Source organism: Streptomyces sp. NPDC088745 (genome assembly GCF_044751045.1).
GTDB lineage: Bacteria > Actinomycetota > Actinomycetes > Streptomycetales > Streptomycetaceae > Streptomyces > Streptomyces cremeus.
On sequence record NZ_JBIVLB010000012.1, the window covers coordinates 60,791 to 86,110 of the forward strand.

Here is a 25,320-nt window from a genome sequence, read left to right on the forward strand (position 1 = left end):
CGGGCGGGGCTACTTGTCGAGCAGCAGATACGGCTGGTTGCCGACGATCTCGCCGTCGTACGGCCTGATCAGCGAGTTGACGTGCGCGCGGTGCTGCGGCATCGCGTTGCGCAGGGTGCCGGAGTACGACTGGGGCGCGTGGGACAGCGGATAGTCGTAGGTGTCGTCCAGCCAGGCCAGTTCGACCCAGTGCGCGGGGATGTCGTTGGGCGACGAGGGGCCGCGGCCGTCGAGGTTGGGGATGACGTCGTACTTGTTGACCAGGCTGATGACCTGTGTGTCGGGGTCGGCGGGCCGCTTGTTGTCGATGGGCGAGCCGACGGCGACGACATGGGTGAGCCGGTACGTGGAGACCAGGTCCAGGTCGGCCGCCAGGTTCATGGCGGTGATCCCGCCGAGGCTGTGGCCGACGATCATCAGGTCCGAGCCGACCGGGACGCCCGAGCGCAGCAGCAGTTGCTTCGCGGCGCGCGAGTACGTCGTGTCGGTGCGCAGCACGGCGTCGAAGGCGCCGACCACGTCCTGCGGGGTGCTGTTGCGCATCCGGCCGAAGCCGGTGCCGGGCAGCAGCAGGACGTGCCGTTCCGCGCCGTCGGCGCACCGGACGCGGCGCAGCAGGGCGAGGCCGTGGTTGCCGAGGGCGGCGATGTCGTCGATGTAGCTGACGATCTCGTTGCTGGAGCGGGCCAGGCAGCGTTCCAGGATGCGGTCGGGCCGGGCGCGCTCGGCCCGGCCGGGGCCGGGGTTGAGGTAGCGGATGAGCCCGGCGGGCAGCCCGAGGAAGGGGTCCGTGGCGGGGACGCCGCCGGCCAGGGTCACCCAGGCGAAGGCGTCGTTGGCGGGGTTCTGGTCGAGCAGGGCGATCAGCGCGAGCAGCTCCATGAGGACGGGGCTGACGGTGGTGAGGGTGCGGGTGACCCCCATGAGGTCGACGAGGCGGCGGGCGGCCCGGACCGCGTCGAGCCGCCGGCCCGCCACCAGTGCGTCGGTGAGTTCCTTGGCCAGGGGCTCGGCGAGGTTGGGGTGCTCGATGGCGGCGGCCTCGACGCGCATCGCGAACGCGTCGACGGCCATGGCGACGGGGGCCGGGCGCAGCCGTGCGAGAGCGAGGGCGGAGCGTGCGAACTCACCCAGGACGCCGCCGTTGACGGTGCCGCCGAGCCCGGCGGGGTTGGTGAGCGCCCTGGCGGTGGAGGCGAGGGCGCCGAGCGCCCAGAGGGGCCGCTTGAGCGCGTCGAGCCCGAGCCGCGGGCTGAAGGCGGCGGCGGTCATCTCGGCCCCGGCCTGCCGGGCGGCGAGCGCGGCTTCGGCGAGCAGCACGGAGGCCCTGACCAGGAGCTCGGGATCGGTGCTGCCCGGCGGCGGGTCCAGCGGGGCCTGCGGCACGGCGGGCGCGACCGTACCGACTCCGTCCGGCTTCCCGTCCGGCTTCCCGTCCGGGTGCGCCCCGCGCCGTACGCCGGTGTTCTCGCTGGCCGTACGGGTTGCCATCGCGGCCCCCTCTCTCCCTGTCGCGGTGCCTGTGCGCCCGTGCCGTGCGCGTGTCTCCCCGTACGCGTCAGCTCGTACCGGAGGAGGAGTTACGTTCCTACACACACCCGGACCACTCCACAGGAGCCACGCACACCCGGCAACGGGACGACACCCGTTCGGGGCACCCGGCCGTCCCGGGGGACGTGCGTTCCGGCGGGGGCGCCGGAGACATGGAGACACCCTGCCCGTACGGTCACGTCCCGTACGGGCAGGGTGCGTTGAGGGGGCCCAGGGCTACGGGAGGCCGTGGACGTGGGGGCCGACCGCGTTGGACCAGGCGTTGCCGGCGGTGGCGTCCCAGTTGGTGGACCAGGTCATCGCGCCGCGCAGGGCGGGGTAGGTGCGGGCGGGCTTGAAGGAGCCGCAGCCGGTGCCCCGGGTGAGGCAGTCGAGGGCGTTGTTGACGATGGACGGGGACACGTAGCCGCTGCCCGCGCCGCGCGGGGAGGCGGGGACGCCCAGGCCGACCTGGGAGGCGTCGAGACCGCCTTCGAGCTGGATGCAGGCCAGCGCGGTGAGGAAGTCGACCGAGCCCTGGCTGTAGACCTTGCCGTCGCAGCCGAGCATGGAGCCGGAGTTGTAGTACTGCATGTTGACGACGGTGAGGATGTCCTTCACGGCGAGGGCGGTCTTGAAGTACTCGGTGCCGGTGGACTGCATGTCGATGGTCTGGGGGGCCATCGTGAGGACCATGTTCGGGCCCGCCTTGGCGGAGAGCTGGCGCAGGGCCTTGGTCAGGTAGGTGGAGTTGATGCCGTGTTCGAGGTCGACGTCGACGCCGTTGAAGCCGTACTCCTGCATGAGCGCGTACGCGCTGTTGGCGAAGGCGGTGGCGGAGGCGTCGCTGTTGATCGTGACGTTGCCCTTCTCGCCGCCGATGGAGAGGATCACCGACTTGCCCGCCGCCTTCTTCGCGGCGATGTCCGCCTTGAAGTCGGCGACATTGGTGTAGCCCACCGCCGGGTCCAGGTTGAAGGTGATCTGGCCGGGCGTGGCCGTCGAGTCGGCGAAGGAGACGGCGATGATGTCGTACTGGGCCTGCACGTCGCGCAGCTTCTGGACGGTCGCGCCGTTGTTGAAGTTCTGCCAGTAACCGGTCAGGGCGTGCCGGGGGACGTTGGGGTTGGGGTTGGTGTCGCCCTTGGCGGTACGGCCGCTGACAGTCGTCGACCTGGCGGATTCGCCCGCTGTGTTCACCGCGGTGACCTGGAAGTCGTAGGCGGTGTCGGGGGTGAGGCCGGTGACCGTCGTGGAGGTGCCGGTGACCGGCGGGAGCTTCGTGCCGCCCCGGTAGACGTGGTACGAGGTGGCGCCCGCGACGCCGGACCAGGTCAGGGTGAGGGAGGTCGAGGTGGGCGAGCCGACGGTCAGGCCGGTGGGGGTGGCCGGGATGCCGGGCTCGGGGTCGGGACCGCCGCCGCCGTCGGGGCCGAAGACGGAGACGTCGTCGACGAAGTAGGCGGCCTGGCCGTACCAGCCGTGGGTGTAGACCGTGACGGACGTGGTGTTCGGGCCCGCCTTGAAGGTGGTGGTGAGCTGCTTCCACGCGGTGGAGCCGGGCGACCAGGTCGACACGTCGGTGGTGCCGGTGCCGCTCGCACCGAGGTAGGCGTAACCGCCCTGGGTCCAGGCGGAGAGGGTGTAGGTCGCGCCGGGCTTCACGGCGACGGACTGCGAGCAGCGGGCGTTGTCCTGGCCGGCGGGGGTGGCCTTGAGGGCGGCGGCGCCGGTGCGGACGGGGGTGCTGACGGAAGCACCGGCCGTACAGGTCCAGTTGGCGAGGCCCGACTCGAAGCCGGCGTTCTTCGCGACGTTGAGGTCGGCGGCCTGCGCAGTGGGGGCGGTGGCCATGCCGACGGCGGCGAGGGCGGCGGCGGTCAGGGCGGCGGTGAGGGTGGAGCGGCGGCGTCTGCGGGTGGGGGCGGGGGTGCGCTGGGGGTCCACGGGGAGCCTCCGGGGAGAGAGGTGTGGGGTGGGGGGTGGGGATACGGTGGCCACCGTTGGAGCAGCAATCTGGTCCAGACCAATGCGGTTGTCAAGACCTTTGGCGGAGGAGGGGAGTTGGGGTTCGGGGTGGACCCGCTCGTCTGCTGTGTTCTGGTTGCTGTTCCTGCCGGGGGCTCCGCCCCCGGGCCGCCGTTCTGTGCCCCTGCCCCGCTCCTTCACCCAGAGCGCTCGCCGCGCGGCTTCGTGGGGGGTTGCTCGCACAGTTCCCCGCGCCCCTGAAGGGGGCGGTGGGCCGTGCGGCTTCGTCGTGGCTGCTCGCGCGGTTCCCCGCGCTCCTGGCGGGGCGCGTCCTGTGCGGGTCAGAGGTGGCGGTGGAGGAAGGCGGACAGGGTCGTGGGGCTCTGGGGGCCCGTGAGGGTCGCGGTGGGTTCCGCGTCGTGGAGCAGGACCAAAGTCGGGGCCCCGGTCACTCCGTACCGTTTCACCGGCAGCGGGCAGCGGGTGATGTCGGCCTTCAGGACCGTCAGGCGGCCCGCGAACTCGTCCGCCGCCTCCCCCACCACCACGTCCATCTCCTTGCACGCCTGCACCGCCTTCGGCCACGTCCCGCTGAAGTACGCGAGTACCGGGCCCTCCACCCTCGACAGGACGAAGTCGAACTCGGCGCTCTCCCTCGGCTGGTGCATCCTGCTGGCCACCGGTACTCCTCGTTTTCGTACGAACGCGTGTGCACCCCCATCATGGATGCCGTGCACCCTGAGAACGACCGCCCCGCCACCACCCGCGTCTTCGTCGCCCTCGCCCCTCCCGACCCCGCCAAGGACGAGCTGGCGCGGGCGCTCGGGCCCGCCTACGCGGCGTACCCCCGGCTGCGCTGGAACCGCGTCGAGGACTGGCACCTCACGCTCGCCTTCCTCGGCGAGCAGCCCGCGGCGGCGGTGGACCTGCTGCGTCCGGCGCTCGCCGGGCTGGCGGCGGCCCGGGCCCCGCTGTCCTTCGCCCTGACCGGCGGCGGCCACTTCGACGAGCGGGTGCTGTGGAGCGGTGTCGAGGGCGACACCGACGCCCTCCAGGGGCTCGCCGGGGAGGTCAGGGCGCTGGTCAAGGGGTGCGGGATCGCCTTCGAGGAGCGCCGGCTGCGGCCGCACCTCACGCTGGCGCGGGCCCGGCGGGACGACCCGGCGTCGGTGGCGGCGGTCGCCGCGTCGCTGGACGGGTTCGCCGGGCGGCCGTGGCAGGCGGCCCGGCTGCACCTGGTGGCGAGCAACTTCGGGCGCGGACCGGGGCCGATCCGCTACCGGGACGTCGCGTCCTGGCCGTTCACCGGCCCGGCGGCCGGGCCCGTCAGTCGCTCTTGACCACCTTGCCCGCGTCCACCTTGTCGCCCGCCGAGTCCTTGGTGACCGAGTCCGGTATCTCCTTGTCCTCGCGCAGCGACTGCCAGAGCGTCGCCGACTGCTCCTTCAGCGGGACGACCCGGAACTCGTCCTTGGCGTCGTAGTCGATCGGCAGCGTGATCATCTTCATGTCCTTCGCGCCGATCCCGCCGAGCGCGTTGCCGAAGGACAGCAGCGAGGGCACCGAGCCCAGGCCCGAATCGGTGGTGACGGTGCGGGTGGCGGTGTCGGCCAGGTTGTACATCTTCTTGGGACTGCTGAACACCCCGACCTCCTTGACCTGCTCCATCAGCGCCTTGACGAAGGCCTGCTGGAGCTGGATGCGGCCCAGGTCGCTGCTGTCGCCGACGGTCTTGCGGGTGCGGACCAGGCCGAGGGACTGCTCGCCGGTCAGTCGGTGGGTGCCCGCGGCGAGCTCCAGCTTGCTCTTCGGGTCGTTGATGGCCCGGGTGGTGGTGAGGCTGACACCGCCGAGCTCGTCGATGATCTGCTTGAAGCCGCTGAAGTCGACTTCCAGGTAGTGGTCCATGCGGATGTTGGCGAGCCGCTCCACCGTCTTCACCGCGCACACCGGCCCGCCGATCTCGTAGGCCGTGTTGAACACCTGCCGTTCCGCCTCGGGGCGCAGCTTGCCGCTGTGGCTCTGGCACTCCGGGCGGGTCACCAGGGTGTCGCGGGGTATGGAGACCACGCTCGCCTTCTCGTGGCCCTCGTGGACGTGCACGACCATGGTGATGTCGGCGCGGGCACTGCCCACGTCCTTGCCGTACGCGCCGTTGGGGCCGCGGCGCGAGTCGGAGCCGAGGACCAGGATGTCCATCGATCCGTTGTCGACCTCGGCGGGGCGGTTGGTGCCGAGGGCGGCGTCGATGTCGACCTGCTTGAGATTGCCGTCGAGGCTGAAGTAGATCCAGGCCAGCCCCGTGCCCCCGAGCGCCACCAGCGCGGCCAGCACCCACTTCAGCCTGCGGAACCGGCCGGCCGGCTTGCGCCTGCCCCGCCGGTTCGCGGCCCGGCCGCCACCGCCGCCCTGTGCTCGTCGGGCGGCGGCCCGGCCCTGGTAGGGCTCCGGCGGCGCGTCGCGGGGGGCGGGCTCGTCGTACGAGCGGGGACTGGGCGACGGCTGCGCGCGCCGGCCGCCGGACTGCTTCCGGCGTCCGCCGCCCGCAGCCCCGCGACTGCTCTTCCCTCTGTTCCCCATACGACCGTCAGCCCCTCACCGCTTGCCTCGTACCCCCTGCCATCACGGAATCAGGGTCGGAAAAATCGACAATTCGTCCGCGCCTGCCGTCAGGCGCTGCACGGTCAGACATACGAGGTGCTCGAAAGGTTGTACGGGATTTTCAACTTTCTTTGCGCGTGTTTGCCCTGGCGCTGACCTGCTGTTTCATCCTTCGTCACGTCCGTTTCACCGGTCGCCCCCTTCGTTTCGTCCGTCGCCGCGTCCTCCGGCCCGCCGCAGCGCCCTGGCGCGGGCCGCTTCGTGCGCCGCGCGCAGCAGCTCGGTCAGCGTGTCCGTCGTGCGGGCGGCCGGGTTGACGACGCAGAGCCAGCCGAGCTCCCCGTACACGGGGTGCGGCAGCACGACGTCGACGGCCGTGTGGTCGCGGGGCAGGGCCAGGGCCCGGGGTTCCTCGCCGGTGCAGGCGCGGAAGGTCGCGCGGTCGACGCGCACGTTGACCCGCAGGCGGCCGGGGGCGTCGAGGGCCGAGGCCGTGTCGCCCGGGTAGTCCTTCGTGACGACCGTGGCGTACGGCTGGACATGGCCGGGCACCTGCCCGTCGGGGGCGTAGTAGCAGAACGCGTCGCCCCAGGCCAACTCCGGGGTGCCGTCGCCCTCGCGCGGTTCGAACACCAGGGCTCCGGGAAGGGCGCGCACGGTGGCCAGGATCTGATCGATACTCGTGTCGTCGGTCATGGTTCGAGTGTCGGCTTCAAGTGCTTGTGTGGGGTTCGCCCGTGTGGGGTTCGGATGAGCGGTGACGGTCTGCGGACGGTCGACGTGGCCGTCGGGTCGGGGTACTCGGTGCAGCAGGTACGGAATCTGGAGCGGCTCGGCGTCATCCCGCCGGCGGTGCGCGCGCCCAACGGCTACCGGCGGTACGGGCCGCTGCACGTGCGGGCCCTGCACGCCTACCGCGCCCTCGCGGTGGCCGCCGGTCCCGTCGCCGCGCGGCGGCTGCTCACCGAGGCGTGGTCCGGCACCCTCGCCGAGGCCGCTGCCGCGATCGGCGAAGTCCACACCGCCCTGGCGCGGGACCGGGCCGACACGCTGCGCGCGCAGGAGGCCCTGCGGATCATTCGGGACGAGGAGGAAACGTATGAAACCGACCGTCTCGTCACCATGACCATCACGGAGCTCGCCGGGGCGCTGCGCGTGCGGCCCTCGACGCTGCGGTTCTGGGAGGACGAGGGGCTCGTGCGGCCCGAGCGGGTGACCTCGCTGCGGGCCCGGCAGTACGGGCCGCGGGCGGTCGCGGCGGCGCGCATCGTGGCCGCCCTGCGCGGCGCCGGGTACGGCGTGCCCGTCGTACGGGAGGTGATGGGCGCGCTGGAGCGGCTCGACGGGCCGGGCTCGGCCCCGTACCTCCTGGGACGCCGGCTGGAGGACATCGCGGCACGGACGGTGGCCCTGCTGCGCGCGGGCGCGGACCTGGCCGCCGTGATCGAGTCCTCCCGCTGAACCCCCTTATGCCGTGTGCGCGTTGACGTGCACCGACATCAGGGCGATGTCGTCGTTGCCGTCCGGCGGGAACCTCTCCAGGAGGTACGCGCACAGGGCCTCCGGCGTGCGCGGGCCCTGGGCGTGGGCGGCGGCGAGCGCCGCGAGGGACTCGCGGATGTCCTGGCGGCGGCGCTCGATCAGGCCGTCGGTGACCAGGAGCAGTTCCGAGCCGGCCGGTACGGCCACGCGCAGCGCGGGCGGATGCGGCAGGCCGACCCCGAGCAGCGGCCCGTGCTCCTCCAGGAAGCGGGCCTCGCCGTCGGGGGTGCGCAGCAGGGGCGGCAGATGGCCGGCGTTGGCGACCTGCACGGTGTCGCTGTCGTCCTCCAGGAGCAGCACGCACAGGGTGACGGTGACGCCGGGCTGCGTGGTGCGCAGCAGCCGGTCCAGGAGGCGCAGTACGACATCGGGCGGGTGCCCCTCGGTCGCGTACGCGCGCAACGCGTGCCGCACCTGGCCCATCACCATCGCCGCGTCCAGGGAGTGCCCGGCCACGTCGCCCACGGCCACGACGAGACCGGTGGGGCAGACCAGGGCCTCGTAGAAGTCGCCGCCGATCTCGGTCTGCCGGCTGGCCGGGAGGTAGCGGACGGCGAGGTCGGCGCGGGTGGTGTCGGGCAGGAACTCGGGCAGGAAGCCGCGCTGGAGGGTGAGCGCGAGGGCGTGTTCCTCGCTGTAGGCGTTCAGCGCTTCGAGGGCGAGGGTGCAGGCGTGGGCGAGCTGGGCGAGGAGTTCCTCGTCGTCGAGCCCGGTGATGGCGGTGGCGGGAACGATCAGGTGGACGGGCGGGCGGGCCGGTTTGGCGCGGGCCGAGACGAGCGTGAGCAGGGGGTGCTCGGCCAGGGCGCCGGGCGCGGCGGGCCACTGGCCGGGGGCGAGGGTGCGCAGCCTGGCCCCGAGGAGCGAGGTGGCCGGGGGCGCGAGGGAGCGGTAGGCGGACTGCTCCGTCACCCCGTGCGAGGCGATGCGCCCGGGGCCGGGCGGGGGGATCGCGCCTTCCGGCGGGGCGGAGGCGGCCGGTGGGGCATCGGGGGGCGGCGGGGCGTTCGTGACCGGTGAGGCGTCGGAGGCCGGTGCGGCGCTGGTGGTCGCCGATGTGTCGGCGACTGGTGATGCGTCGGCGGCCGGTGGTGCGTCGGCGGCCGGTGAGGCGGCGGTGTACGGCGCGCCCTGGGGCAGCGTCAGGGACACCGCGGCCGGCGTGCCGAGGAGCTCGGCGGCGCTGTCGGCCGCCGCCTGGGCGAGGGTGCGGGCGTCGGGGGCGCTGTAGAGGGCCAGGGTGGCCTGGTTGAGGCGGTGCAGGCGGCGGGCGAGGGCCTCGGCGCGGCTGCGGGCGCGGGCGTAGCGCAGGGTCGCGGTGACGGTGGCGAGCATCACGACGGGGGCGATGGGCTCGGTGAGGTAGGCGTCCGCGCCCCGGTTGAGGCCCTGGGTGCGGTCGGAGACCGTGATGGCCGACGCGGAGATGTGGATGACCGGGATGGTGGTGGTCCGCGGGTCGGCCTTGATCCGCTCGCACACCTCGAAACCCGTCATGTCCGGCAGCCGTACGTCGACGATGGCGACCTCGGGCAGCGGGTCGGACTCGCTGAGCACGGCGAGCGCCTGGGTGCCGTCGGCCGCCTCCAGGACGCGGTGCCCGGCGCGCAGCAGCGTGGTGCTCACGACGTAGCGGTTGGTGGGGTTGTCGTCGACGACCAGGACCAGTGCGGGGGCGGCTTCGGAGGGATGTGTCATGCCGTGTCGGTCTCCTGCGCGGGAAAGCGGGGCGTGCCTTCGGTGGCCGGCGCCCGACGGGCCAGGGCCGCGGTGATGCGGGCCGGTGTGAGGTGCGTCTTGCCCAGGACCGCGCGGGCATGTGCGAGCCGGGTGCGGTCGATGTCGGCGGGGTCGGACGCGGTGAGGACGACGACCGGCAGGCGGGCGGTCTCGGGGTCGGCGGCGAGCTGCTGGAGCACCTGGTAGCCGTCCAGGACGGGCATCATCAGGTCGAGCAGGACCGCCTGGGCCGCCGCGGCCTTCACCGTCTCCAGCACGGACGCGGCGTCGTGGATCTCGCTGATCTCGGTCACGTACGGGGCGATCCGCTCCAGGGTGGGGCGCACCGCGGTCAGGAACGCGCGGTCGTCGTCGATGACGACCAGAGAGTCCAGCAGGAGGCCCGCCGGCGCCGGGGCGTCGGGGCCGGGTCCGGGGAGCCGCGTCTGCGCGGGGAGCTCCACGGTGACCGCGGTGCCCTCGCCCGGACGGCTGGTGAGGGCGAGGCGGCCGCCGAGGAGCTCGGTCAGTTTGCGGGCGTACGGCAGTCCCAGGCCGGTGCCGCTCCTGCCGCGCTGGTGCGGGCCGCGCACCTGGTAGAACTCCTCGAAGATCCGCTCCAGCTGGTCGGCCGGGATGCCGACTCCGGTGTCGCGGACGGTGAAGCGGAACCACGTCTCGCCGTCGCGGTCCTCGGTGTCCACGGTGAGGCGGACCTCGCCGTGATCGGTGAACTTCAGGCCGTTGGAGAGGATGTTGCGCAGGACGCGGGTGAGCATGACCTCGTCGGTGACCAGGTGCAGGCCCGGCGGGACGGCGGGGACGGCGAGGACGACGCCGGGCCGGGCGGTGCCCAGCAGGGTGCCGTGGAGCTGGTGGAGGAGGGTGGTGAGGTCGGTGGGGACCAGGAGGGGGTCCAGACGGCCGGACTCGGCCTTGGCCACGTCGAGGAGTTCCTCCACCAGGGCGAGCAGAGTGCTGCCGGAGGCGGCGATGAGGGAGACCTGGCGGCTCTGCTCGGCCGAGAGGGGTTCGGCGCCGGGGTCGAGCAGCAGGCGGGCGAGGGAGATGACGGAGTTGGCCGGGGAGCGCAGCTCGTGGCTGACGTTCGCCCAGAAGCGGGTGCTGGCCTCGCCGGCGACCCTCAACTGCCGTGTCTTGTCCTCCAGTTCGGCGTAGAGGGCAACGACCCCGCTGTTGGTCTTCTCCAGCTCCTGGGCGAGCTCGGAGTACAGGGCGACGACGCCGCTGTTGGTCTCCTCCAGCTCCTGGTTGAGGCGCTGGAGTTCCTCCTGCTGCTGCTTGGACTCCTCCAGGGAGAGCAGGAGCTGCTGGTTCTGGGTGCGCAGGGCCTCGACCATGTCGACGTCGTCGGTGCGGTGCAGGGCGCCGCGGGCGTCCTCGGCACGCTCGGCGAGGGGGGCGTCGGTGGCGGGGAGGCGCTGGGCGAGGGTGACGGAGGTCGCGCCGCCCTGCCCGGCCGGCGCCCCGCCGTGCCCCGTCGGGGCCGCGGCCCGGGTGTCCTCGGGGGCCGGGCCTTCCCCGGGAGCGTAACGGCACACGTCGAGCAGTCGGGTCGCCGCCGACACGAGCCCGGGCTCCAGCCGCCTGTCCCCGTGCCACCGCAACCGTACGACGAGCAACGCGTCCGTCGTGCCGCCGGGGCGCGGGGCCGGCGCGGTGCCGGGGTGACCGATGCCCGGGGCCGGTGCGGCCCCGGGGTGCTCGACGCGCAGGGCCGCCGTGAGGCCGTCGGCGCCCAGCAGGCTCTGGCCTATCTCGCTCAGCACGGTGACCAGCCGGGCCGAGCCCGCAGTGGAGAGACCGAGCGCCTTGGCCGCGGCCTGCCCGGTGCGGCGCAGCCGGAACACGTCCTGCGCGGTCCCGAGCACGACCTCCAGCAGGTCGTGCCCGGGGTCCGGACGGTGGGGGCCGCCGCTCATGACGCGGGGGTGGTGATCACCACGATGCCCGCGTCGTCGCGCCGAACTCCTGCCTGGCCGAGGATCTGGCCGGCGATCATGACGGGCTGCCGGGTGAAGAGGCCCGGGAAGTCACCGGGCGCCCAGCGGTCCTTGAGGCCGTCGGAGTGCACGACGACGGTGGCGCCCGGCGGCAGCGGGGCGTCGAAGACGCGCAGCGAGGGCAGGTGGCTGCCCACGATGCCGGGCAGCGAGATCAGCGCGGTGCGCCGCTGCCCGTCGACGACGAACGCGCTGACGTTGCCCGCTCCGCACGCCTCGACCCGCCGGGCGGCGAAGTCGGCGGAGACCAGGCAGACGGCCGCGCCCCGGGTGCCGCGCAGCGCCAGGTGGATCTCCTGGAGGATGTCGCGCAGGCCGGTGCGGGTGCTGTTCTGGAAGACCTGGCGGGCGCGCTCGCTGGCCCGGGCGGCCAGGGGGCCGTGCCCGAGGCCGTCGCACATCATGGCCGTGACGCGGCCGGGGGGCCGTTCGCCGGAGAGGCCGGGGGTCTCGGCCAGGTCGGCTCTGGCCGCCCAGGCGTCGCCGCAGACCGTCTCGCCGCTGATCGGCCGGGTCAGCCCGGCGACGTGCCGGGCGGCGGCGCGGGCCGACCGGCTGCCGAGGTCGCCCGCGGCCGCCGGCGCCCAGAAGCGGGCCAGGACGAGGGTGCCGCGCCCGTCCAGGGAGTGCACGTCGAAGTCGTCGGAGAGCCGCGATATGGCCCCGAGCCCGATGCCGAGCGTGCCGCCCCCGGAGTGTCCGTCGCGCAGGGCGGCGTCGATGTCGGGGATGCCGGGGCCGATGTCGAGGGCCAGGATCTCCAGGGCCGCGCCGTCGGCGGCCCGGCTGACCCGCAGGATCAGCGAGCCGTCGTCGGCGTGCCGCAGCAGGTTGGTGGCGGCCTCGGTGGCGGCCAGCTCGATCCGGGCGACCCGGTCGGCGCTCATCCCCAGCCGGTGGGCGAGCGCCCCGGCCTCCCGGCGGGCGGACGCGGCCAGCGCCTCGCCCGCCCGGAGCCAGACGACGTCCTCCGCCGCGGAGAGCAGGGGAGCGTTCACCGTGCCCACTTCACGACGCTGACGGTGGTGCCCCGGCCGGCCGCGGACTCGATCTCGAACTCGTCCACGAGCCGGCGGGCGCCGCTGAGCCCGAGTCCCATGCCGTTGCCGGAGGTCCAGCCGTCGGTGAGCGCGAGATCCATGTCCGCGATTCCGGGGCCCTCGTCCTCGAAGCGTGCCCACACGCCCTTCCTGCCGCCCTGGGCGACGACGGCGATGCGGGCCCGGCCGCCGCCTCCGTACAGCAGGGTGTTGCGCCCCAACTCGCTCGCCGCGGTGACCAGTTTGGTCTGGTTGACCAGGGAGAGCCCGGTGCGCTGCGCCTGGGTGCGGACGGCCTGACGGGCCTTGACCACGTCTCCGCTGGTGGTGATCAGGATCGTCTCCACCTGGCCGGCGTCGACGTCGTACTCCTTCACCTGATGGCCGTGGGGTTCTGGTTCAGACGCTTGATCTGCTCCATTCCCCTTTCGAGGGTGAGCGCGGTGCGCACACCGGGCAGCGAGAGGCCGAGCTCCACCAGGGTCATGGCGACGGCCGGGCGCATGCCGACGACGACGGTCTCGGAGCCCAGCACCCGGGAGATCGCGGCGATGGTGGCGAGCATCCGGCCGACGAAGGAGTCGACGATCTCCAGCGCGGTGATGTCGATGACGACGCCTTCGGCGTTGGTGTCGACGATGCGCTGGGAGAGGTCTTCCTGGAGGTCGAGGACCATCTGGTCCTCCAGGTCGGTCTGGATCGACACCAGCAGGATCTGGCCGATCTTGAGGACCGGCACGCGGTCGGTCACAGCAGGCCTTCCTTGCGGAGCGTCGCGGCCCCGTCGATCTCGGCGAGCGCGTCGTGCAGGGCGGCCGCGAGCGTCGCCTTGGTCGCGATGTCGCCGAACTCGATGCCGAGGGCCACGATGGTCTGCGCGATCTGCGGGCGGATGCCGGAGATGATGCACTGCGCGCCCATCATGCGGGCGGCGACGACGGTCTTCAGCAGGTGCTGGGCGACCTGGGTGTCGACGGCGGGCACCCCGGTGATGTCGATGATGGCGTGCGTGGAGTTGGAGTCCAGCAGCCCCTGGAGGAGCTTCTCCATCACGACCTGGGTACGGGCGGAGTCCAGCGTGCCGACGAGCGGCACGCCGAGGATGCCGTCCCACAGCTTGACGACGGGCGTGGACAGTTCGAGGAGCTGCTCGGCCTGCGAGGAGATGATCTCCTCACGGGTCTTGGAGTGCTCCTCGACGGTGAACAGGCCCAGGTCGTCCAGCAGCCGGGCGAGCTGGAGGTACGCGCGGGCGCCCTCCGGGGACGCGATGAGCGCCTCCTCCAGCACCTGCTTCAGCGAGAACACGCACACGGCGGTCTCGGTGGGCGTGAAGCCCTGGCGGGCCCGGTTGCGGGAGAGCTCGACCAGCAGGCTGCGGACCTCGCTGAAGTGCTCGGCCCGGCCGCTCAGTCCGCCCTGCTTGAGGGCGCCGATGAGGGCGCTGTAGATCTCGCTGAGCTCCTGGGCCGCCTCGGCGGCGCTCAGGCGGCCGCGCAGGGTGCCGCTGACGGAGCGGACCCAGCCCTGCACGAACTCGTCGCGCCGGGACTCCAGCAGGCCCACCAGCCCGATGGCGTCCTCGTCATTGGTCACGTATTCGGTCGTCACGCCCGTTGCACCCGCCCCACATCAGATTTTCACAACTCTTGTCGACAGTACGTCATGGTCGCGTATGTCCTTCTCGCTTTCGCGGGAGGGGGGCGCGCACAGCGGCACGTCCCCGGCCCGGTTACCGCCCGTTACCCGTGTGTTCCGCACGGGTGGAGCGTGACAGCGGTGACTGTCCGGCCGCCGCCGCCCCGTGACACCGTTCCAACCGTCAGCGGGACCGACGGCGAAGGAGGGCGCGTGAACAAGGGCTACGCCGTGTTCTGCGATGCGGACCGGACCTTCTACGACGCTCCGCACCGGATGGCACACGACGACCGGGGGGCACTGTACCCGGCGGCCACCGCGCCCGTTCCGGAGGGTTGGCAGCGGCACAGCACCGGCGACTGGCTGGCGCTGCGGCCGGTGGCGGCCCGGCTGCCCGCGCAGGGCTGGAAGATCCACGTCTCCGCCACCCTCGGCAACGCCGAGTCGGTTCTGGAGCGGGTGACGGAGTACTGCGTTCCGCGCCTCATCGCCTTCAAGTTCGTACCGAGCCGCTACCTGCTGCACACCCGCAACGCCAAGTACGCGGACCGGGGCGCCAGCGGCAAGTTCATCACGGTCTACCCCGCCGACGACGACCAGTGCGCGCGGATCGCCGCGGACCTGGACGCCCTGCTCGCCGGGGAGCAGGGCCCGTACGTCCTCAGTGACCTGCGCTGGAACCAGGGGCCCGTCCACCTGCGGTACGGCAGCTTCACCCGCCGGGACTGCTACGACGAGCGGGGCGAGCTGCGGCCGGCCCTGGAGAACGCCGACGGCGTCCTGGTGCCCGACGTGCGCGGGCCCGCCTTCCGGATGCCGGAGTGGATCGAGCCGCCCGCCTGGCTGCTCCCGCACCTGGCGGCGCGCGCCGCGGCGACCGTCGCGGACATGCCGTACCGCATCGAGACGGCCCTGCACTTCTCCAACGGCGGCGGGGTGTACGTCGGCACGGACACCAGGACCGGCGCGAAGGTCGTCCTGAAAGAAGGCAGGCCGCACGCCGGCCTCGCCGCCGACGGCGCGGACGCGGTGGCCCGGCTGGAGCGCGAACAGGACGCGCTGGAGCGGCTGTCGGGGCTCGACTGCACCCCGGAGGTGCTGGACGGCTTCGAGCTCGGCGGACACCGCTTCCTGGTCATGGAGTTCGTCGAGGGCAAGCCGCTGAACTCCTTCTTCGCGCGCCGCCACCCGCTGATCGAGGCGGACCCGACGCCGGAACGGCTCGCCGAGTACACCGCGTGGGCGCTGCGCGTGCACGGCCTGGTGACGGACGCGGTGGCCGCCGTGCACGCCCGCGGGGTGGTCTTCAACGATCTGCACCTGTTCAACATCATGCTCTCCGAGGACGAGTCGAAGGTCGTCCTCCTGGACTTCGAGGCCGCGGCCCCCGCCGCCGAGAACCGCCGCCAGACCGTCGCCAACCCGGCCTTCGTGGCGCCCGCCGACCGGCGCGGCGTCGACGTCGACCGGTACGCGCTGGCCTGTCTGCGCCTCGCCCTGTTCATACCGCTGACCAGCCTGCTGGCCCTGGACCGCACCAAAGCCGCCCACCTGGCCGAGATAACGGCTCGTCAGTTCCCGGTGCCGAAGGACTACTTGCGGGAGGCGGTCGACGAGATATGTCGCAGACCCGACGGTCCCGCCCTCGTCCCCGCACATCCCTACCTCCCCGTCCGGCCCGGCGACTGGCCGCACAGCCGCGACTCCCTCGCCGGGGCGATACGGGCCTGCGCGACCCCCGGCCGCGAGGACCGCTGCTTCCCCGGCGACATCGCCCAGTTCGCGGTCTCGGGCGGCGGGCAGAACGTCGCGAACGGAACCGCCGGCATCCTCTACGCCCTCCACGCGAGCGGCGCCGGACGCTTCGAGCCCGGTGAGGAGTGGCTCCTCGCCCGTACGAAGGAACCCGCGTCCGGCACCCCGCTCGGCTTCTACGACGGCCTGGCCGGCATCGCCTGGACCCTGGAGCACCTCGGCCACCGGGCCCGCGCCCTGGAACTCGCCGAACTGGCCCTCGCCCAGCCCTGGGAGGCCCTCGCCCCCGACCTGTACGGCGGGCTCGCGGGCCTGGGCCTGGCCCTGGACGCGCTCGGCGCCGCCACCGGTGAACGCGCCCTGACCGACGCCGCGCTGCGCTGCGCCGACCTGGCGGCGCGGCCGCACCGGGAACCCGCGCGGGCCGGGCTGCTGCACGGGGCGACCGGCGGCGCGCTGCTCTTCCTGCGCCTGTACGAGCGTTCCGGCGACCCGGGGCTCCTGGACCTCGCGGCCGGGGCACTGCGCCGGGACCTGGCCCGCTGCGTGCGCAGCGCGGGCGGAACGCTCCAGGTGAGCGAGGGGTGGCGGACGATGCCGTACCTCGGGGCGGGGAGCGTCGGCATCGGCATGGTGCTCGACGACTACCTCGCGCACCGCGCCGACGCGGACTTCGAGCGGGCGCGCCGGGACATCGTCGCCGCCGCGCAGGCCACCTTCTACGCCCAGCCGGGACTGTTCCGGGGTGCGGCGGGGATGGTGCTGTACCTCAGCCGCACCTCGGCCCCCGGGCCCGGCACGGACCCCGCCGACGTGCGCCGCCAGATCGACGCGCTGGCCTGGCACGCCGTGCCGCACCAGGGCCGGCTGGCCTTCCCCGGCGAGCAGATGATGCGCCTGTCCATGGACCTGGCCACCGGCGCCGCCGGCTGCCTGCTCGCCCTGGCCGCCGCGTGCGAGGAGCCGTCCGGCTCGCTCGCGGCGCGGCTGCCCTTCCTGCCGCCGCTTCCGGCGGCCCCAGAGCCGGCCCCTTCCGGGGCCGTACCAGAAGAACACCGTCCCCAGTGAGAGGAACAGTCATGAGCATTCTTGACCTCCAGTCCATGGAGACCCCGAAGGACGAGGCGATCGGTGACACGGAGCTCACCGGCAGCCGCGCGAGCCTGCTTCTCTGTGGTGACAGCAGCCTCAGCGTGACCACCTGCAACTAGCGGGGTGACGGCCGGGGGGACCGTGCACGGTCCTCCCGGCCCGACCGTTGTCCGTGGCCCGAGGGCCGCTCGGGCGCGGTGCGGGGTGAGGTATCGGTACCCGGCGCCGGTTCCGCGCGGTTCGCCTGCGGGTGCGTTGTGGTCGCTCGCGCGGTTCCCCGCGCCCCTTCGCACGGCGCGGGGAACCGCGGGCTCGGCCGCGTGCCGAGCGCTTCCGGTGGCGGGGCGGGGCCGGGGCGGGAGCACCCCGGGGCCGGGTGCGGCACGGGGCAGCGCCTCACCGCTGCCGCCCCCGCGACCGCGCCGAGCGCACCCCCTCCCGGCGACCGAAGGAGCCCCCGTGCCGCCCGCCAGGGCCATCGCCCCACCCGACCGCCTCCTCCTCGCCGCGACCCGTCACACCCGCGCCCCCGCCGGCGCCCTCTTCCTCGCCTCCGCCCTGTCCGGCGCCGCGGCCCTCGCCCTGCCCGCCGCCGTCGGCCGCACCCTCGACCTGCTGCTCGCCCGTGACAGTGCCGGCGGGCGGTGGCTGACCCTGTGCGCGGTGCTCGTGGCGGGCCAGGTCCTGGCCGAGGCCGCGGAGGCCCTGTGTTCCGGGACCGCCCAGGCCCGGGCGACGGCCTGGCTGCGCGGCCGCACCCTGGCCCGGCTGCTCGACGCCACCCCGCGCGCCGCCGCCCGTTTCCCGCCCGGCGACACCGCGACCCGGCTGTCCGCGAACGCCACCGAGGCGGGCGCCGCGCCCGGTGCCGCCGCGGCCCTGGCGGCCTCCCTGATCGCACCGGTGGGCGGCCTGGTGGCGCTGGCCCTGATCGACCCGTGGTGCGCGCTGGCCTTCGCGGCGGGCCTGCCCCTCCTCCTGCTCCTGCTGCGCGCCTTCGCCGCCGGTTCCTCCGACAGCGTGGCCCGCTACCAGCGGGTGCAGGCGGCCCTCGCCTCCCGGCTCGCGGAGGCGCTGACCGGTGCGCGCAGCATCGCCGCCGGGGGGACTGTCGCGCGCGACCGGGCCCGCGTTCTGGCTCCGCTGCCCGAACTGGGCGTCCAGGGGCGGCGGATGTGGCGGGTCCACGGCCGGGCGGTGGCCCGCAGCACCGTCCTGCTGCCCCTGCTGATCACCGCCGTCACGGCCGTCGCGGGCCTCGGCGTGGTCTCCGGCCGGCTGACCGTCGGCGACCTCCTCGCGATTTCCCGGTACGCGGCCCTCGCCGCCGGAATCGGCACGGTGGCCTCCTTCCTCGGCACCCTGATCCGCGGCCGGACCGCCGCCCGCCGGCTCGGCGACCTCCTCGCGCTGCCCCCGCTCGGCTCCGGCAACCGGACCCTCCCGCCGGACGGCCCCGGCACGCTCCACCTCGTGGGCGTGAACGTGGCGCTGGACGGCGCGCCCGTCCTCACCGACGTCTCCCTCACCCTCCCCGGCGGCACGACGACGGCCGTGGTCGGCCGCTCCGGTTCCGGCAAGTCGACGCTGGCGGCGGTGGCGGGCCGGCTCTGCGCGCCGGACTCCGGCACCGTACTGCTGGACGGCGTGCCCCTGGCGGAGATCGAGGCGCGGGAACTGCGCCGGGAGGTCGGGTACGCCTTCGAGCGGCCGGCGCTCTTCGGCGCGACCCTGGGCGAGGCGCTGGCCTCGGGCGCGCGCCGGGCGACGCCCGCGGAGGTGGTGGCGGCGGCCCGGGCGGCGGGTGCGGACGATTTCCTGCGGTTGCTCCCGGACGCGTACGACACTCCGCCCGCAGCCGCTCCCCTCTCGGGCGGTGAGCACCAACGCCTGGGCCTGGCACGGGCGTTCGCGCACGCGGGCCGACTGCTGATCCTGGACGACGCGACGTCCAGCCTGGACACGGCGACGGAGCGCCGCATCGAGGAGGCGCTGTCCCGGGACGTCGGCCCGGGCACGCGCCTGGTGGTCGCCCACCGGCTCTCGTCGGCCGCCCGGGCGGACCTGGTGGTGTGGCTGGAGGCGGGCCGGGTGCGGGCGGTGGGCCCGCACGAGGCGCTGTGGGACCGGCCGGACTACCGGCGGGTCTTCGCGGTGACCGGGGAGGCCGAGCGGCCCCGGGGGCCCGAGCAGGCCCGGGGGCCCGAGGAACACGAGGTCTCCGGAGCGTCCGGGGAAGCTCCGGCATGAGCGGCCCCCGGGCGGGCGACCCCGTCGACGCCGCTCCCCGCACCCGCCTGCGCGCGGACGCCCGCCGCTTCCTGGCCCGGCACCGGTTGGTCCTGGTCCGCCTCACCGGCTGGTCGCTCGCCGAGTCGGCGCAGACCTTCCTGGGCGGCTACTGCCTGGCCCAGGCCCTGGACCGGGGCTTCCTCGCCGGACGCGCCGGGGTCGGCCTGGCCTGGCTGGCCGTGGCGATGCCGGCGATCCTGGCCGGGGGGCCCGTCACGCGCGGTGTCTTCGCCCAACTGGCCGGCCTGGTCGAGCCGTTCCGGGACGGGCTGGTCCGCCGGGCCGTCGACCAGGCCCTCCGGACGGCGACGGGCGCACGCGGCGGCACCGCCGGTCCTGTCCCGGCCGCCCCGGGCCCGCCCGCCCCGGCCAGGGTCGCCCCCGGCCCAGCCACCCCGGGGACAGCCGTGTCCCGGGTCTCCCAGCAGAGCGAGATCGCCCGGGACAGCTTCGCGGGGCTGGTGCTGACCGCCCGGTCCTTCGTCTTCACGGCGGTCGGCGCGCTCGCCGGGATGTTCGCCCTGGCCCCGGAACTCCTACTGGTCACCGTGCCTCCGCTGCTCCTCGGCCTCGGTCTGTTCCTCGCCACGCTGGGGCCGATGGCCCGCGCCCAGCGGGCGGCGCTGGACGCGGAAGAGACGTACACCGACCAGGTGCGGGCGGCGGCGGCCGGGCTGCGCGACGTGGCGGCCTGCGGCATCGCGGACCAGGTCGGCGCGGCCGCGACCGCTTCGGCCGACGCCGCGGCCCGGGCGGCACGGGTGCTGGCCCGATGGGCCGCCCTGCGGACGGTCGCACTCGGCGTCGCCGGACAACTGCCCCCGCTGCTCCTGCTGTTGGCGACCCCCTGGCTGCTGGACCGAGGGCTGGGGGCGGGCGTGCTGACCGGGGCGCTCACCTACCTCGTCCAGGCGCTGCTGCCCGCCCTGCACACGCTGATGACCGCCCTCGGCGCGGCGGGCACTCGGCTGCTGGTCGTCCTGGACCGGTTCGCCGACCCCGCGCCCCCGGGCGGCTCCGCGCAGGGGCCGGACCCCCGGACCCCTGCGAAGTCTCCGCCGCCGTCCCCGGAGCCCGGGACGCCCTCCCCGTCCCGCCGTCCCCCGCCCGCCGCCGAGCTGCACGGCGTGACCCTCGCCTACGGTCCCGGCGCGCGCCCCGTCCTCGACGGCCTGTCCCTGACCCTCGGCGCCGGCGAGCACCTCGCCGTGGTCGGGCCCAGCGGCATCGGGAAGTCCACCCTGGCCAACGTCCTCGCCGGGCTGCTCGTCCCCGACCGGGGCTCGGTGCTGCTCGCCGGACGGGCCGTGTGCGGCTCCGCCCAGCGCGCCCTGGTCCCCCAGGAGGCGTACGTCTTCACCGCCACCCTCCGCGAGAACCTCACCCACCTGCACCCGGGCGCGGCCCCGGCCGAGGTGGCGGCGGCCGTCGACGCGCTCGGTCTCGGTCCGCTGGCCGCGCGGATCGGCGGACTGGACGCGGTCGTCGACCCCGGACAGCTCTCGGCGGGCGAGCGGCAGTTGGTGACGCTCGCGCGGGCCCACCTCTCCCCCGCCCCGCTCCTCGTGCTCGACGAGGCGACGTGCCATCTCGACCCCGCGGCGGAGGAACGCGCCGAGCGGGTGCTGGCCGACCGGCCCGGGGCCCTGGTCGTGGTGGCGCACCGGATGACCTCCGCGCTGCGGGCCGACCGGATTCTCGTACTGGACGGCACCAGGGCGCAGTGCGGAACCCATGACGAGCTGCTGCGGCAGTCCGGCCTCTACCGGGACCTGACGGGCCGGAAGCCGGACCCGCACCGGTCACATCCAGCCCGCCGACCCGGCGATGCGGATCGCGTCGACCCGGTTGCGGGCGCCCGTCTTGCGGATGGCGGCCGCCAGGTAGTTGCGCACCGTGCCCCGGGACAGATGCAGTTCGAGCGCTATCTCGGCGACGCAGGCGCCCTGCGCGGCCAGCGAAAGCACTCCCAGCTCCCGGGGGGTGAGGGGAATCTCCGTGGCACGCAGGAGTCCGAAGGCGAGTGACTCGTCGACGTACCGCTCGCCGCGTGCGACCGCGCGGATCCCCTCGACTAATCGACAGGGCGAAAGCTGTTTGTCGACGTAACCGAGTGCTCCCGCGTCGAAGGCCCGGCGCAGCACCCCGGGGCGGTCGGCGGTGGCCAGGACCAGCAGTCCGGCGCCTCCCGGCGCGGCGTCGCGCGAGGTCCGGGACGCTCTGCCCGCCGCCCTCCGGAGCCGCGGCGGCAACTCCTCCGCATCGGCGACCCACACGTCGGCCGGGGGGCCGCCCACCGCGCAGGGCCCGAGCCGCGCGTCCTCATCCAGCACCTCGAAGCCTTCCTCGGCACGCAACAGCGCCATCAACGCCGATCTGAACAGACCTGCCGCATGGGCGACATGGACACGGATCACTGCCACTCCTCCAGTGGGGATGACACCAGTGCCCATCAAGCCGCCGAAGGAACGCTTCCGCATCCGCATCGCGAAGCACAGGGGGCACATGGCCCGGCGCCGTGCGCCACCGTGCGCCCGCAACACATGTGCGACCGCGTTCCGCGTCGCCCCTTGTCGCACGTCAGGGGAGTTCCCGGGGGCCGGAGGAAGTTACCTCGCGGTATGCCGTGACTTCCCAAGACCCCGGCAGTACAACTCGCTCCTCTTCCCACAAGAGTGAGGAATCTCCCATGGCTGCACCAACCTCGCAGACCCCACCCTCCCCGATGAGTCCGTCCCGTCGCCTGCTCCTCGCGGGCACCGGCGCCCTCCTCGGCACGGCCGCCCTCGGCGGCCCCGGCTCCCCCACCGTCCACGCGGCGCCGCGCCGCCCGGCCCTGACCAACGGCGAGCACGTCGCGGCGCTGGTGATCGGCACGGGCTACGGAGGTTCCGTCACCGCCCTGCGCCTGGCCCGCGCCGGGGTCGACGTCCACCTGGTCGAGATGGGCATGGCCTGGGACACCCCCGGCCCCGACGGCAACGTCTTCGCCAACACCACCAGGCCCGACCACCGCTCCTTCTGGCTGCGCACCAGAACCAAGCAGCCGCTGTCCAACTTCCTGGGCTTCCCCCTCGACAAGGACGTGCCGCGCCACACCGGCATCCTGGACGCGGAGGAATTCGGCGGCATCACCGTCTACCAGGGCCGGGGCGTCGGCGGCGGCTCACTGGTCAACGGCGGCATGGCCGTCACCCCGCGCCGCGAACGCTTCGGCGCGGTGCTGCCCTCGGTCAACGCCGACGAGATGTACGGCACGTACTACCCGCGCGCCAACGCCGGGCTCGGCGTCACCGAGGTCGACACCCGGTGGTGGGAGTCGGCGTCCTGCTACCAGTACGCGCGGGTGGGCCGCAAGCACGCGGAGCGCTCCGGGTTCCCGTTCGTCTTCGTGCCGAATGTGTACGACTGGGAGTACATGAAGCAGGAACTGGCGGGCTTGGTACCGAAGTCGGCGCTGGCCGGTGAGGTCCTGTACGGCAACAACCACGGCAAGAAGTCCCTCCAGAAGACCTACCTCGCCCAGGCGAAGGCCACCGGGCGCGTCACCGTCTCCCCACTGCACAGGGTGACTTCGGTGGCCCCGGCCGCGTCCGGCTACACCGTTGTGGTGGAGCAGCTCGACACGGCGGGCGCGGTGACCGCCACCAAGTCCGTCACCGCCGACCGGGTCTTCTTCGCGGCGGGCAGCGTCGGCACGTCCAAGCTCCTCACCCGGCTGAAGGCGACCGGCGCGCTCCCCCGCCTCAATGACGAGGTCGGCCGGGGCTGGGGCGACAACGGCAATGTGATGTGCGGCCGCGCCAACCACATGTGGGACGCCACCGGCAAGCTCCAGTCCGCCATGCCGACGGCCGGTATCGACAACTGGGACGCGGGCGGCGCGTTCGCCGAGGTGGCCCCGCTGCCGACCGGCATCGAGACGTACGCCTCCTTCTACCTCTCCATCACCAAGAACCCGCACCGCGCCCGCTTCACCTGGAACGCGTCGGCCGGCCGGGTCGAGCTCGACTGGCAGACGGCGTGGAAGCAGCCCTCCGTCGACGCGGCGAAGACCATCTTCGACAAGATCAACCAGAAGGAGGGCACGATCTACCGCACCGACCTGTTCGGCGCGTACAAGATCTGGGGCGACCACCTCACCTACCACCCGCTCGGCGGCGCGGTCCTCGACAGGGCCACCGACAACTACGGCCGCCTGCACGGGTACACGGGCCTGTACGTGATGGACGGCTCCCTGATCCCGGGCAACACGAGCGTCAACCCGTTCGTCACGATCACCGCGCTCGCGGAACGCAACATCGAGCGCATCATCGCCGACGACCTCCGCCGGCCGGGGTGACGGCGGCTCCCGGCGGCGCGCAGCGGGACTGCGGCACAATCGGCGGTGTGACGATCTCCGCGCGTGAACTCAACCGGGCCACTCTGGGCCGCCAACTCCTGCTGGAACGGGCGAGCCTGAGCGTGACGGACGCCGTCCGGCGCGTCGTCGCGCTCCAGGCGCAGCACGCGCCCTCGCCGTACGTCGCGCTGTGGAACCGGATCGAGGGCTTCGATCCGGCCGGGCTGGACGCGGCGTTCGCCGCGCGGACCGTCGTCAAGGCGACGCTGATGCGGATCACGCTGCACGCGGTGGCGGCGGACGACTACCAGCCGTTCCGGTCGGCGGTCCAGCCGACGCTGTACGGGTCGGGGCTGGGGTCGCGCTTCACGGACTCCGGGCTGACGGCCCAGGACGCCCGGCAACTGGCGGCGGAGCTGCTGGTGTTCGCGAAGGAGCCCCGGACCTCCGCCGAGGTGCAGGAGTGGCTGGCCGGGAAGGTCGGCGCGGAGCGCAAGGACGCCGCGTTGCGGGGGGTGCAGGTGTACGCGCCGCTGCACCACGTGCCGACCGGCGGCCCGTGGTCCTTCGGCGCGCGGCCCTCCTACGTCACGGCGGGGGCGGCCGCGGTGCCGGAGGGCCGGGAGGTGGACGTACCGGCCTTGCGCCACCTGGTGCTGCGCTATCTGGAGGGGTTCGGTCCGGCTTCGGTGGGGGACGTGGCGCGGTTCGCGCTGGTACGGACCACGCCGGTGCTGCGGGTGCTGCGGGAGCTGGACGGGACGGTGGAGGAGTTCCGGGGACCGGACGGGAAGGCGCTGTACGACCTGCCGGGTGCGCCGCGGCCGGACGCGGACACTCCGGCTCCGGCACGGCTGCTGCCGATGTGGGACAGCACCCTGCTCGCGTTCCAGGACCGCAGCCGGATCATCCCCGAGGAACTGCGCAAGGTGGTGATCCGCACCAACGGCGACGTCCTTCCGACCCTCCTGCTGGACGGTTACGTCGCCGGGGTCTGGCGGCTCCTGGACGGCGCGGTCGAGGTGACCGCCTTCCGGGACCTGCGGCCCGGCCAGTGGGAGGAGGTGGCGGCCGAGGCGCAGCCCCTGGCCGCACTGCTCGCGGAGCGGGACCCCCGGACGTACAGCCGCTACCACCACTGGTGGGCCAAGCTCCCCGGCGGCGAGGTCCGGGCGTTCGGGGCCGGGGGAGGGTGAGGCGGAGGGGAGGACGGCACCCGGGAGCCGCCGCGCCCCGGGTCAGGCCGGCAGGTCCGGCAGCGTGTACGTGAAGGTGTACGGAACGGACTTCTCACCGTGCGGGGCGACGAAGCGGCCCTTTCCGGTGAGCCCGGCCAGCGCGTCCGTGCCCGAGCCGGGGACCACCTCGAAGGCGCAGTGCACGGTGCCGTCCGCACCGAAGTGCCCCCGCTCCTCGACCACGAACCTGCCCTCGCGGCCGCCCAGCCGGCCGGAGAAGAACTCCATTCCGTTGAAACAGCCGGTCGTCTCCGTGACGTACGTGCAGATGTACTCGCACCGGGTGTCGACGGCCTCGATGCCGCCGGTGAAGGTGTTGACGACGGAGGCGTGGGAGATCCGGGGACTCGTCCCGGCGTCGGTGGCGCAGGTCTCGTCCCAGCTCGCGTAGGTGAAGTGCCCGGTGACGGTCGTGCTGCCCGTGTCGGTGGCCGTGTCCGTGTCCGTATTCGCGTTCATGGGCGTGGTCGTCATGTCTTCCCCTGGGGTCGGTGCGTCGGAGTGCGCGGGCCGCTCACTCGCCGCACACCACTCTGTTC

General features: G+C 73.8%; 20 protein-coding genes and 1 pseudogene. 8 read left to right on the plus strand and 13 right to left on the minus strand.

The window, feature by feature from the left end:
* Positions 1–9: 9 nt before the first annotated feature.
* The 3 genes from ACIP93_RS27255 to ACIP93_RS27265 form a co-directional block, all read right to left on the minus strand.
* Entirely contained in the window at positions 10–1,491 is a 1,482-nt protein-coding gene (locus ACIP93_RS27255) for a hypothetical protein (RefSeq protein ID WP_401762540.1), read from the minus strand.
* Between the two features lie 276 nt (positions 1,492–1,767).
* Positions 1,768–3,477 (minus strand): chitinase, encoded by a 1,710-nt coding sequence (locus tag ACIP93_RS27260; protein WP_401762543.1) that lies wholly within the window; start codon positions 3,475–3,477, stop codon positions 1,768–1,770.
* A 362-nt stretch (positions 3,478–3,839) separates the two neighbouring features.
* The gene (locus tag ACIP93_RS27265; protein ID WP_345219382.1) at positions 3,840–4,178 is read right to left on the minus strand and encodes a thioredoxin domain-containing protein; all 339 of its coding nucleotides are present in this window, start codon (positions 4,176–4,178) and stop codon (positions 3,840–3,842) included.
* Between the two features lie 42 nt (positions 4,179–4,220).
* On the opposite strand from ACIP93_RS27265, the gene thpR reads away from it, so the two are divergent.
* The gene (gene thpR / locus ACIP93_RS27270; protein WP_401762546.1) at positions 4,221–4,838 is read left to right on the plus strand and encodes an RNA 2',3'-cyclic phosphodiesterase; all 618 of its coding nucleotides are present in this window, start codon (positions 4,221–4,223) and stop codon (positions 4,836–4,838) included.
* On the opposite strand, the gene ACIP93_RS27275 is transcribed toward thpR, so the two are convergent.
* Both ACIP93_RS27275 and ACIP93_RS27280 read right to left on the minus strand, forming a co-directional pair.
* Positions 4,825–6,078 (minus strand): LCP family protein, encoded by a 1,254-nt coding sequence (locus ACIP93_RS27275; RefSeq protein WP_345219380.1) that lies wholly within the window; start codon positions 6,076–6,078, stop codon positions 4,825–4,827. The two genes, thpR and ACIP93_RS27275, sit on opposite strands and share 14 nt — an antisense overlap.
* A gap of 207 nt (positions 6,079–6,285) precedes the next feature.
* On the minus strand, positions 6,286–6,777 hold the full coding sequence (locus tag ACIP93_RS27280; protein WP_401762976.1) for a DUF6194 family protein: 492 nt from the start codon (positions 6,775–6,777) through the stop codon (positions 6,286–6,288).
* Positions 6,778–6,849: 72 nt separating this feature from the next.
* Here ACIP93_RS27280 and ACIP93_RS27285 point away from each other — a divergent pair, with 72 nt between their 5' ends.
* The gene (locus tag ACIP93_RS27285; protein WP_401762548.1) at positions 6,850–7,560 is read left to right on the plus strand and encodes a MerR family transcriptional regulator; all 711 of its coding nucleotides are present in this window, start codon (positions 6,850–6,852) and stop codon (positions 7,558–7,560) included.
* Positions 7,561–7,566: 6 nt separating this feature from the next.
* Here ACIP93_RS27285 and ACIP93_RS27290 read toward each other — a convergent pair whose 3' ends face one another.
* Genes ACIP93_RS27290 through ACIP93_RS27315 form a run of 6 tightly spaced genes read right to left on the minus strand, consistent with a single transcriptional unit; the run spans position 7,567 to position 14,020 of the window.
* Positions 7,567–9,339 (minus strand): SpoIIE family protein phosphatase, encoded by a 1,773-nt coding sequence (locus ACIP93_RS27290; RefSeq protein ID WP_401762550.1) that lies wholly within the window; start codon positions 9,337–9,339, stop codon positions 7,567–7,569.
* On the minus strand, positions 9,336–11,303 hold the full coding sequence (locus ACIP93_RS27295) for an ATP-binding protein (protein ID WP_401762553.1): 1,968 nt from the start codon (positions 11,301–11,303) through the stop codon (positions 9,336–9,338). Before ACIP93_RS27295 ends, ACIP93_RS27290 begins: the two co-directional genes overlap by 4 nt.
* Positions 11,300–12,382: an ATP-binding SpoIIE family protein phosphatase gene (locus ACIP93_RS27300; RefSeq protein WP_401762556.1), complete on the minus strand. Its 1,083-nt coding sequence runs from the start codon at positions 12,380–12,382 to the stop codon at positions 11,300–11,302. Before ACIP93_RS27300 ends, ACIP93_RS27295 begins: the two co-directional genes overlap by 4 nt.
* Entirely contained in the window at positions 12,379–12,801 is a 423-nt protein-coding gene (locus ACIP93_RS27305) for an anti-sigma regulatory factor (protein ID WP_401762558.1), read from the minus strand. Before ACIP93_RS27305 ends, ACIP93_RS27300 begins: the two co-directional genes overlap by 4 nt.
* Entirely contained in the window at positions 12,798–13,175 is a 378-nt protein-coding gene (locus tag ACIP93_RS27310; RefSeq protein ID WP_345219374.1) for an STAS domain-containing protein, read from the minus strand. The genes ACIP93_RS27305 and ACIP93_RS27310 overlap by 4 nt, the downstream gene beginning before the upstream one ends.
* Positions 13,172–14,020: an STAS domain-containing protein gene (locus tag ACIP93_RS27315; RefSeq protein ID WP_345219835.1), complete on the minus strand. Its 849-nt coding sequence runs from the start codon at positions 14,018–14,020 to the stop codon at positions 13,172–13,174. The genes ACIP93_RS27310 and ACIP93_RS27315 overlap by 4 nt, the downstream gene beginning before the upstream one ends.
* A 255-nt stretch (positions 14,021–14,275) precedes the next feature.
* Between ACIP93_RS27315 and lanKC the strand changes: the two genes are divergently transcribed.
* The 4 genes and pseudogenes from lanKC to ACIP93_RS27335 all read left to right on the plus strand — a co-directional run.
* Positions 14,276–16,885: a class III lanthionine synthetase LanKC gene (gene lanKC, locus ACIP93_RS27320; RefSeq protein WP_401762561.1), complete on the plus strand. Its 2,610-nt coding sequence runs from the start codon at positions 14,276–14,278 to the stop codon at positions 16,883–16,885.
* An 11-nt stretch (positions 16,886–16,896) separates the two neighbouring features.
* The gene (locus tag ACIP93_RS27325) at positions 16,897–17,028 is read left to right on the plus strand and encodes a SapB/AmfS family lanthipeptide (RefSeq protein WP_345219372.1); all 132 of its coding nucleotides are present in this window, start codon (positions 16,897–16,899) and stop codon (positions 17,026–17,028) included.
* 340 nt (positions 17,029–17,368) lie between these two features.
* Positions 17,369–19,159, plus strand: coding sequence for an ABC transporter ATP-binding protein (locus ACIP93_RS27330; RefSeq protein ID WP_401762565.1), 1,791 nt, complete (start codon positions 17,369–17,371; stop codon positions 19,157–19,159).
* Positions 19,156–20,982: pseudogene (locus tag ACIP93_RS27335) on the plus strand (ATP-binding cassette domain-containing protein); the annotation flags it as partial. The gene ACIP93_RS27330 and the pseudogene ACIP93_RS27335, both read left to right, overlap by 4 nt.
* 21 nt (positions 20,983–21,003) lie before the next feature.
* Here the strand turns inward: ACIP93_RS27335 and ACIP93_RS27340 are convergent.
* A complete protein-coding gene (locus tag ACIP93_RS27340) occupies positions 21,004–21,708 on the minus strand; it encodes a DNA-binding response regulator (protein WP_401762979.1) in 705 nt (234 codons plus the stop codon).
* A gap of 182 nt (positions 21,709–21,890) precedes the next feature.
* Here ACIP93_RS27340 and ACIP93_RS27345 point away from each other — a divergent pair, with 182 nt between their 5' ends.
* The gene (locus ACIP93_RS27345; protein WP_401762568.1) at positions 21,891–23,543 is read left to right on the plus strand and encodes a GMC oxidoreductase; all 1,653 of its coding nucleotides are present in this window, start codon (positions 21,891–21,893) and stop codon (positions 23,541–23,543) included.
* Positions 23,544–23,590: 47 nt separating this feature from the next.
* Positions 23,591–24,739, plus strand: a complete 1,149-nt coding sequence (locus ACIP93_RS27350; RefSeq protein ID WP_401762570.1) for a winged helix DNA-binding domain-containing protein — start codon at positions 23,591–23,593, stop codon at positions 24,737–24,739.
* 42 nt (positions 24,740–24,781) lie between these two features.
* On the opposite strand, the gene ACIP93_RS27355 is transcribed toward ACIP93_RS27350, so the two are convergent.
* Positions 24,782–25,255 carry a DUF3224 domain-containing protein gene (locus ACIP93_RS27355; protein ID WP_401762573.1) on the minus strand — a complete coding sequence of 158 codons (474 nt, stop codon included), beginning with the start codon at positions 25,253–25,255 and terminating at the stop codon, positions 24,782–24,784.
* Between the last annotated feature and the right edge of the window lie 65 nt (positions 25,256–25,320).

Coding starts and splice junctions, on each gene's coding strand:
- ACIP93_RS27255 (WP_401762540.1), bottom strand. CDS start 1,491: ATGGCAACCCGTACGGCCAGCGAGAACACCGGCGTACGGCGCGGGGCG.
- ACIP93_RS27355 (WP_401762573.1), bottom strand. CDS start 25,255: ATGACGACCACGCCCATGAACGCGAATACGGACACGGACACGGCCACC.
- ACIP93_RS27340 (WP_401762979.1), bottom strand. CDS start 21,708: ATGTGCCCCCTGTGCTTCGCGATGCGGATGCGGAAGCGTTCCTTCGGC.
- ACIP93_RS27325 (WP_345219372.1), top strand. CDS start 16,897: ATGAGCATTCTTGACCTCCAGTCCATGGAGACCCCGAAGGACGAGGCG.
- ACIP93_RS27285 (WP_401762548.1), top strand. CDS start 6,850: ATGAGCGGTGACGGTCTGCGGACGGTCGACGTGGCCGTCGGGTCGGGG.
- thpR (WP_401762546.1), top strand. CDS start 4,221: ATGGATGCCGTGCACCCTGAGAACGACCGCCCCGCCACCACCCGCGTC.
- ACIP93_RS27295 (WP_401762553.1), bottom strand. CDS start 11,303: ATGAGCGGCGGCCCCCACCGTCCGGACCCCGGGCACGACCTGCTGGAG.
- ACIP93_RS27345 (WP_401762568.1), top strand. CDS start 21,891: ATGGCTGCACCAACCTCGCAGACCCCACCCTCCCCGATGAGTCCGTCC.
- ACIP93_RS27290 (WP_401762550.1), bottom strand. CDS start 9,339: ATGACACATCCCTCCGAAGCCGCCCCCGCACTGGTCCTGGTCGTCGAC.
- ACIP93_RS27275 (WP_345219380.1), bottom strand. CDS start 6,078: ATGGGGAACAGAGGGAAGAGCAGTCGCGGGGCTGCGGGCGGCGGACGC.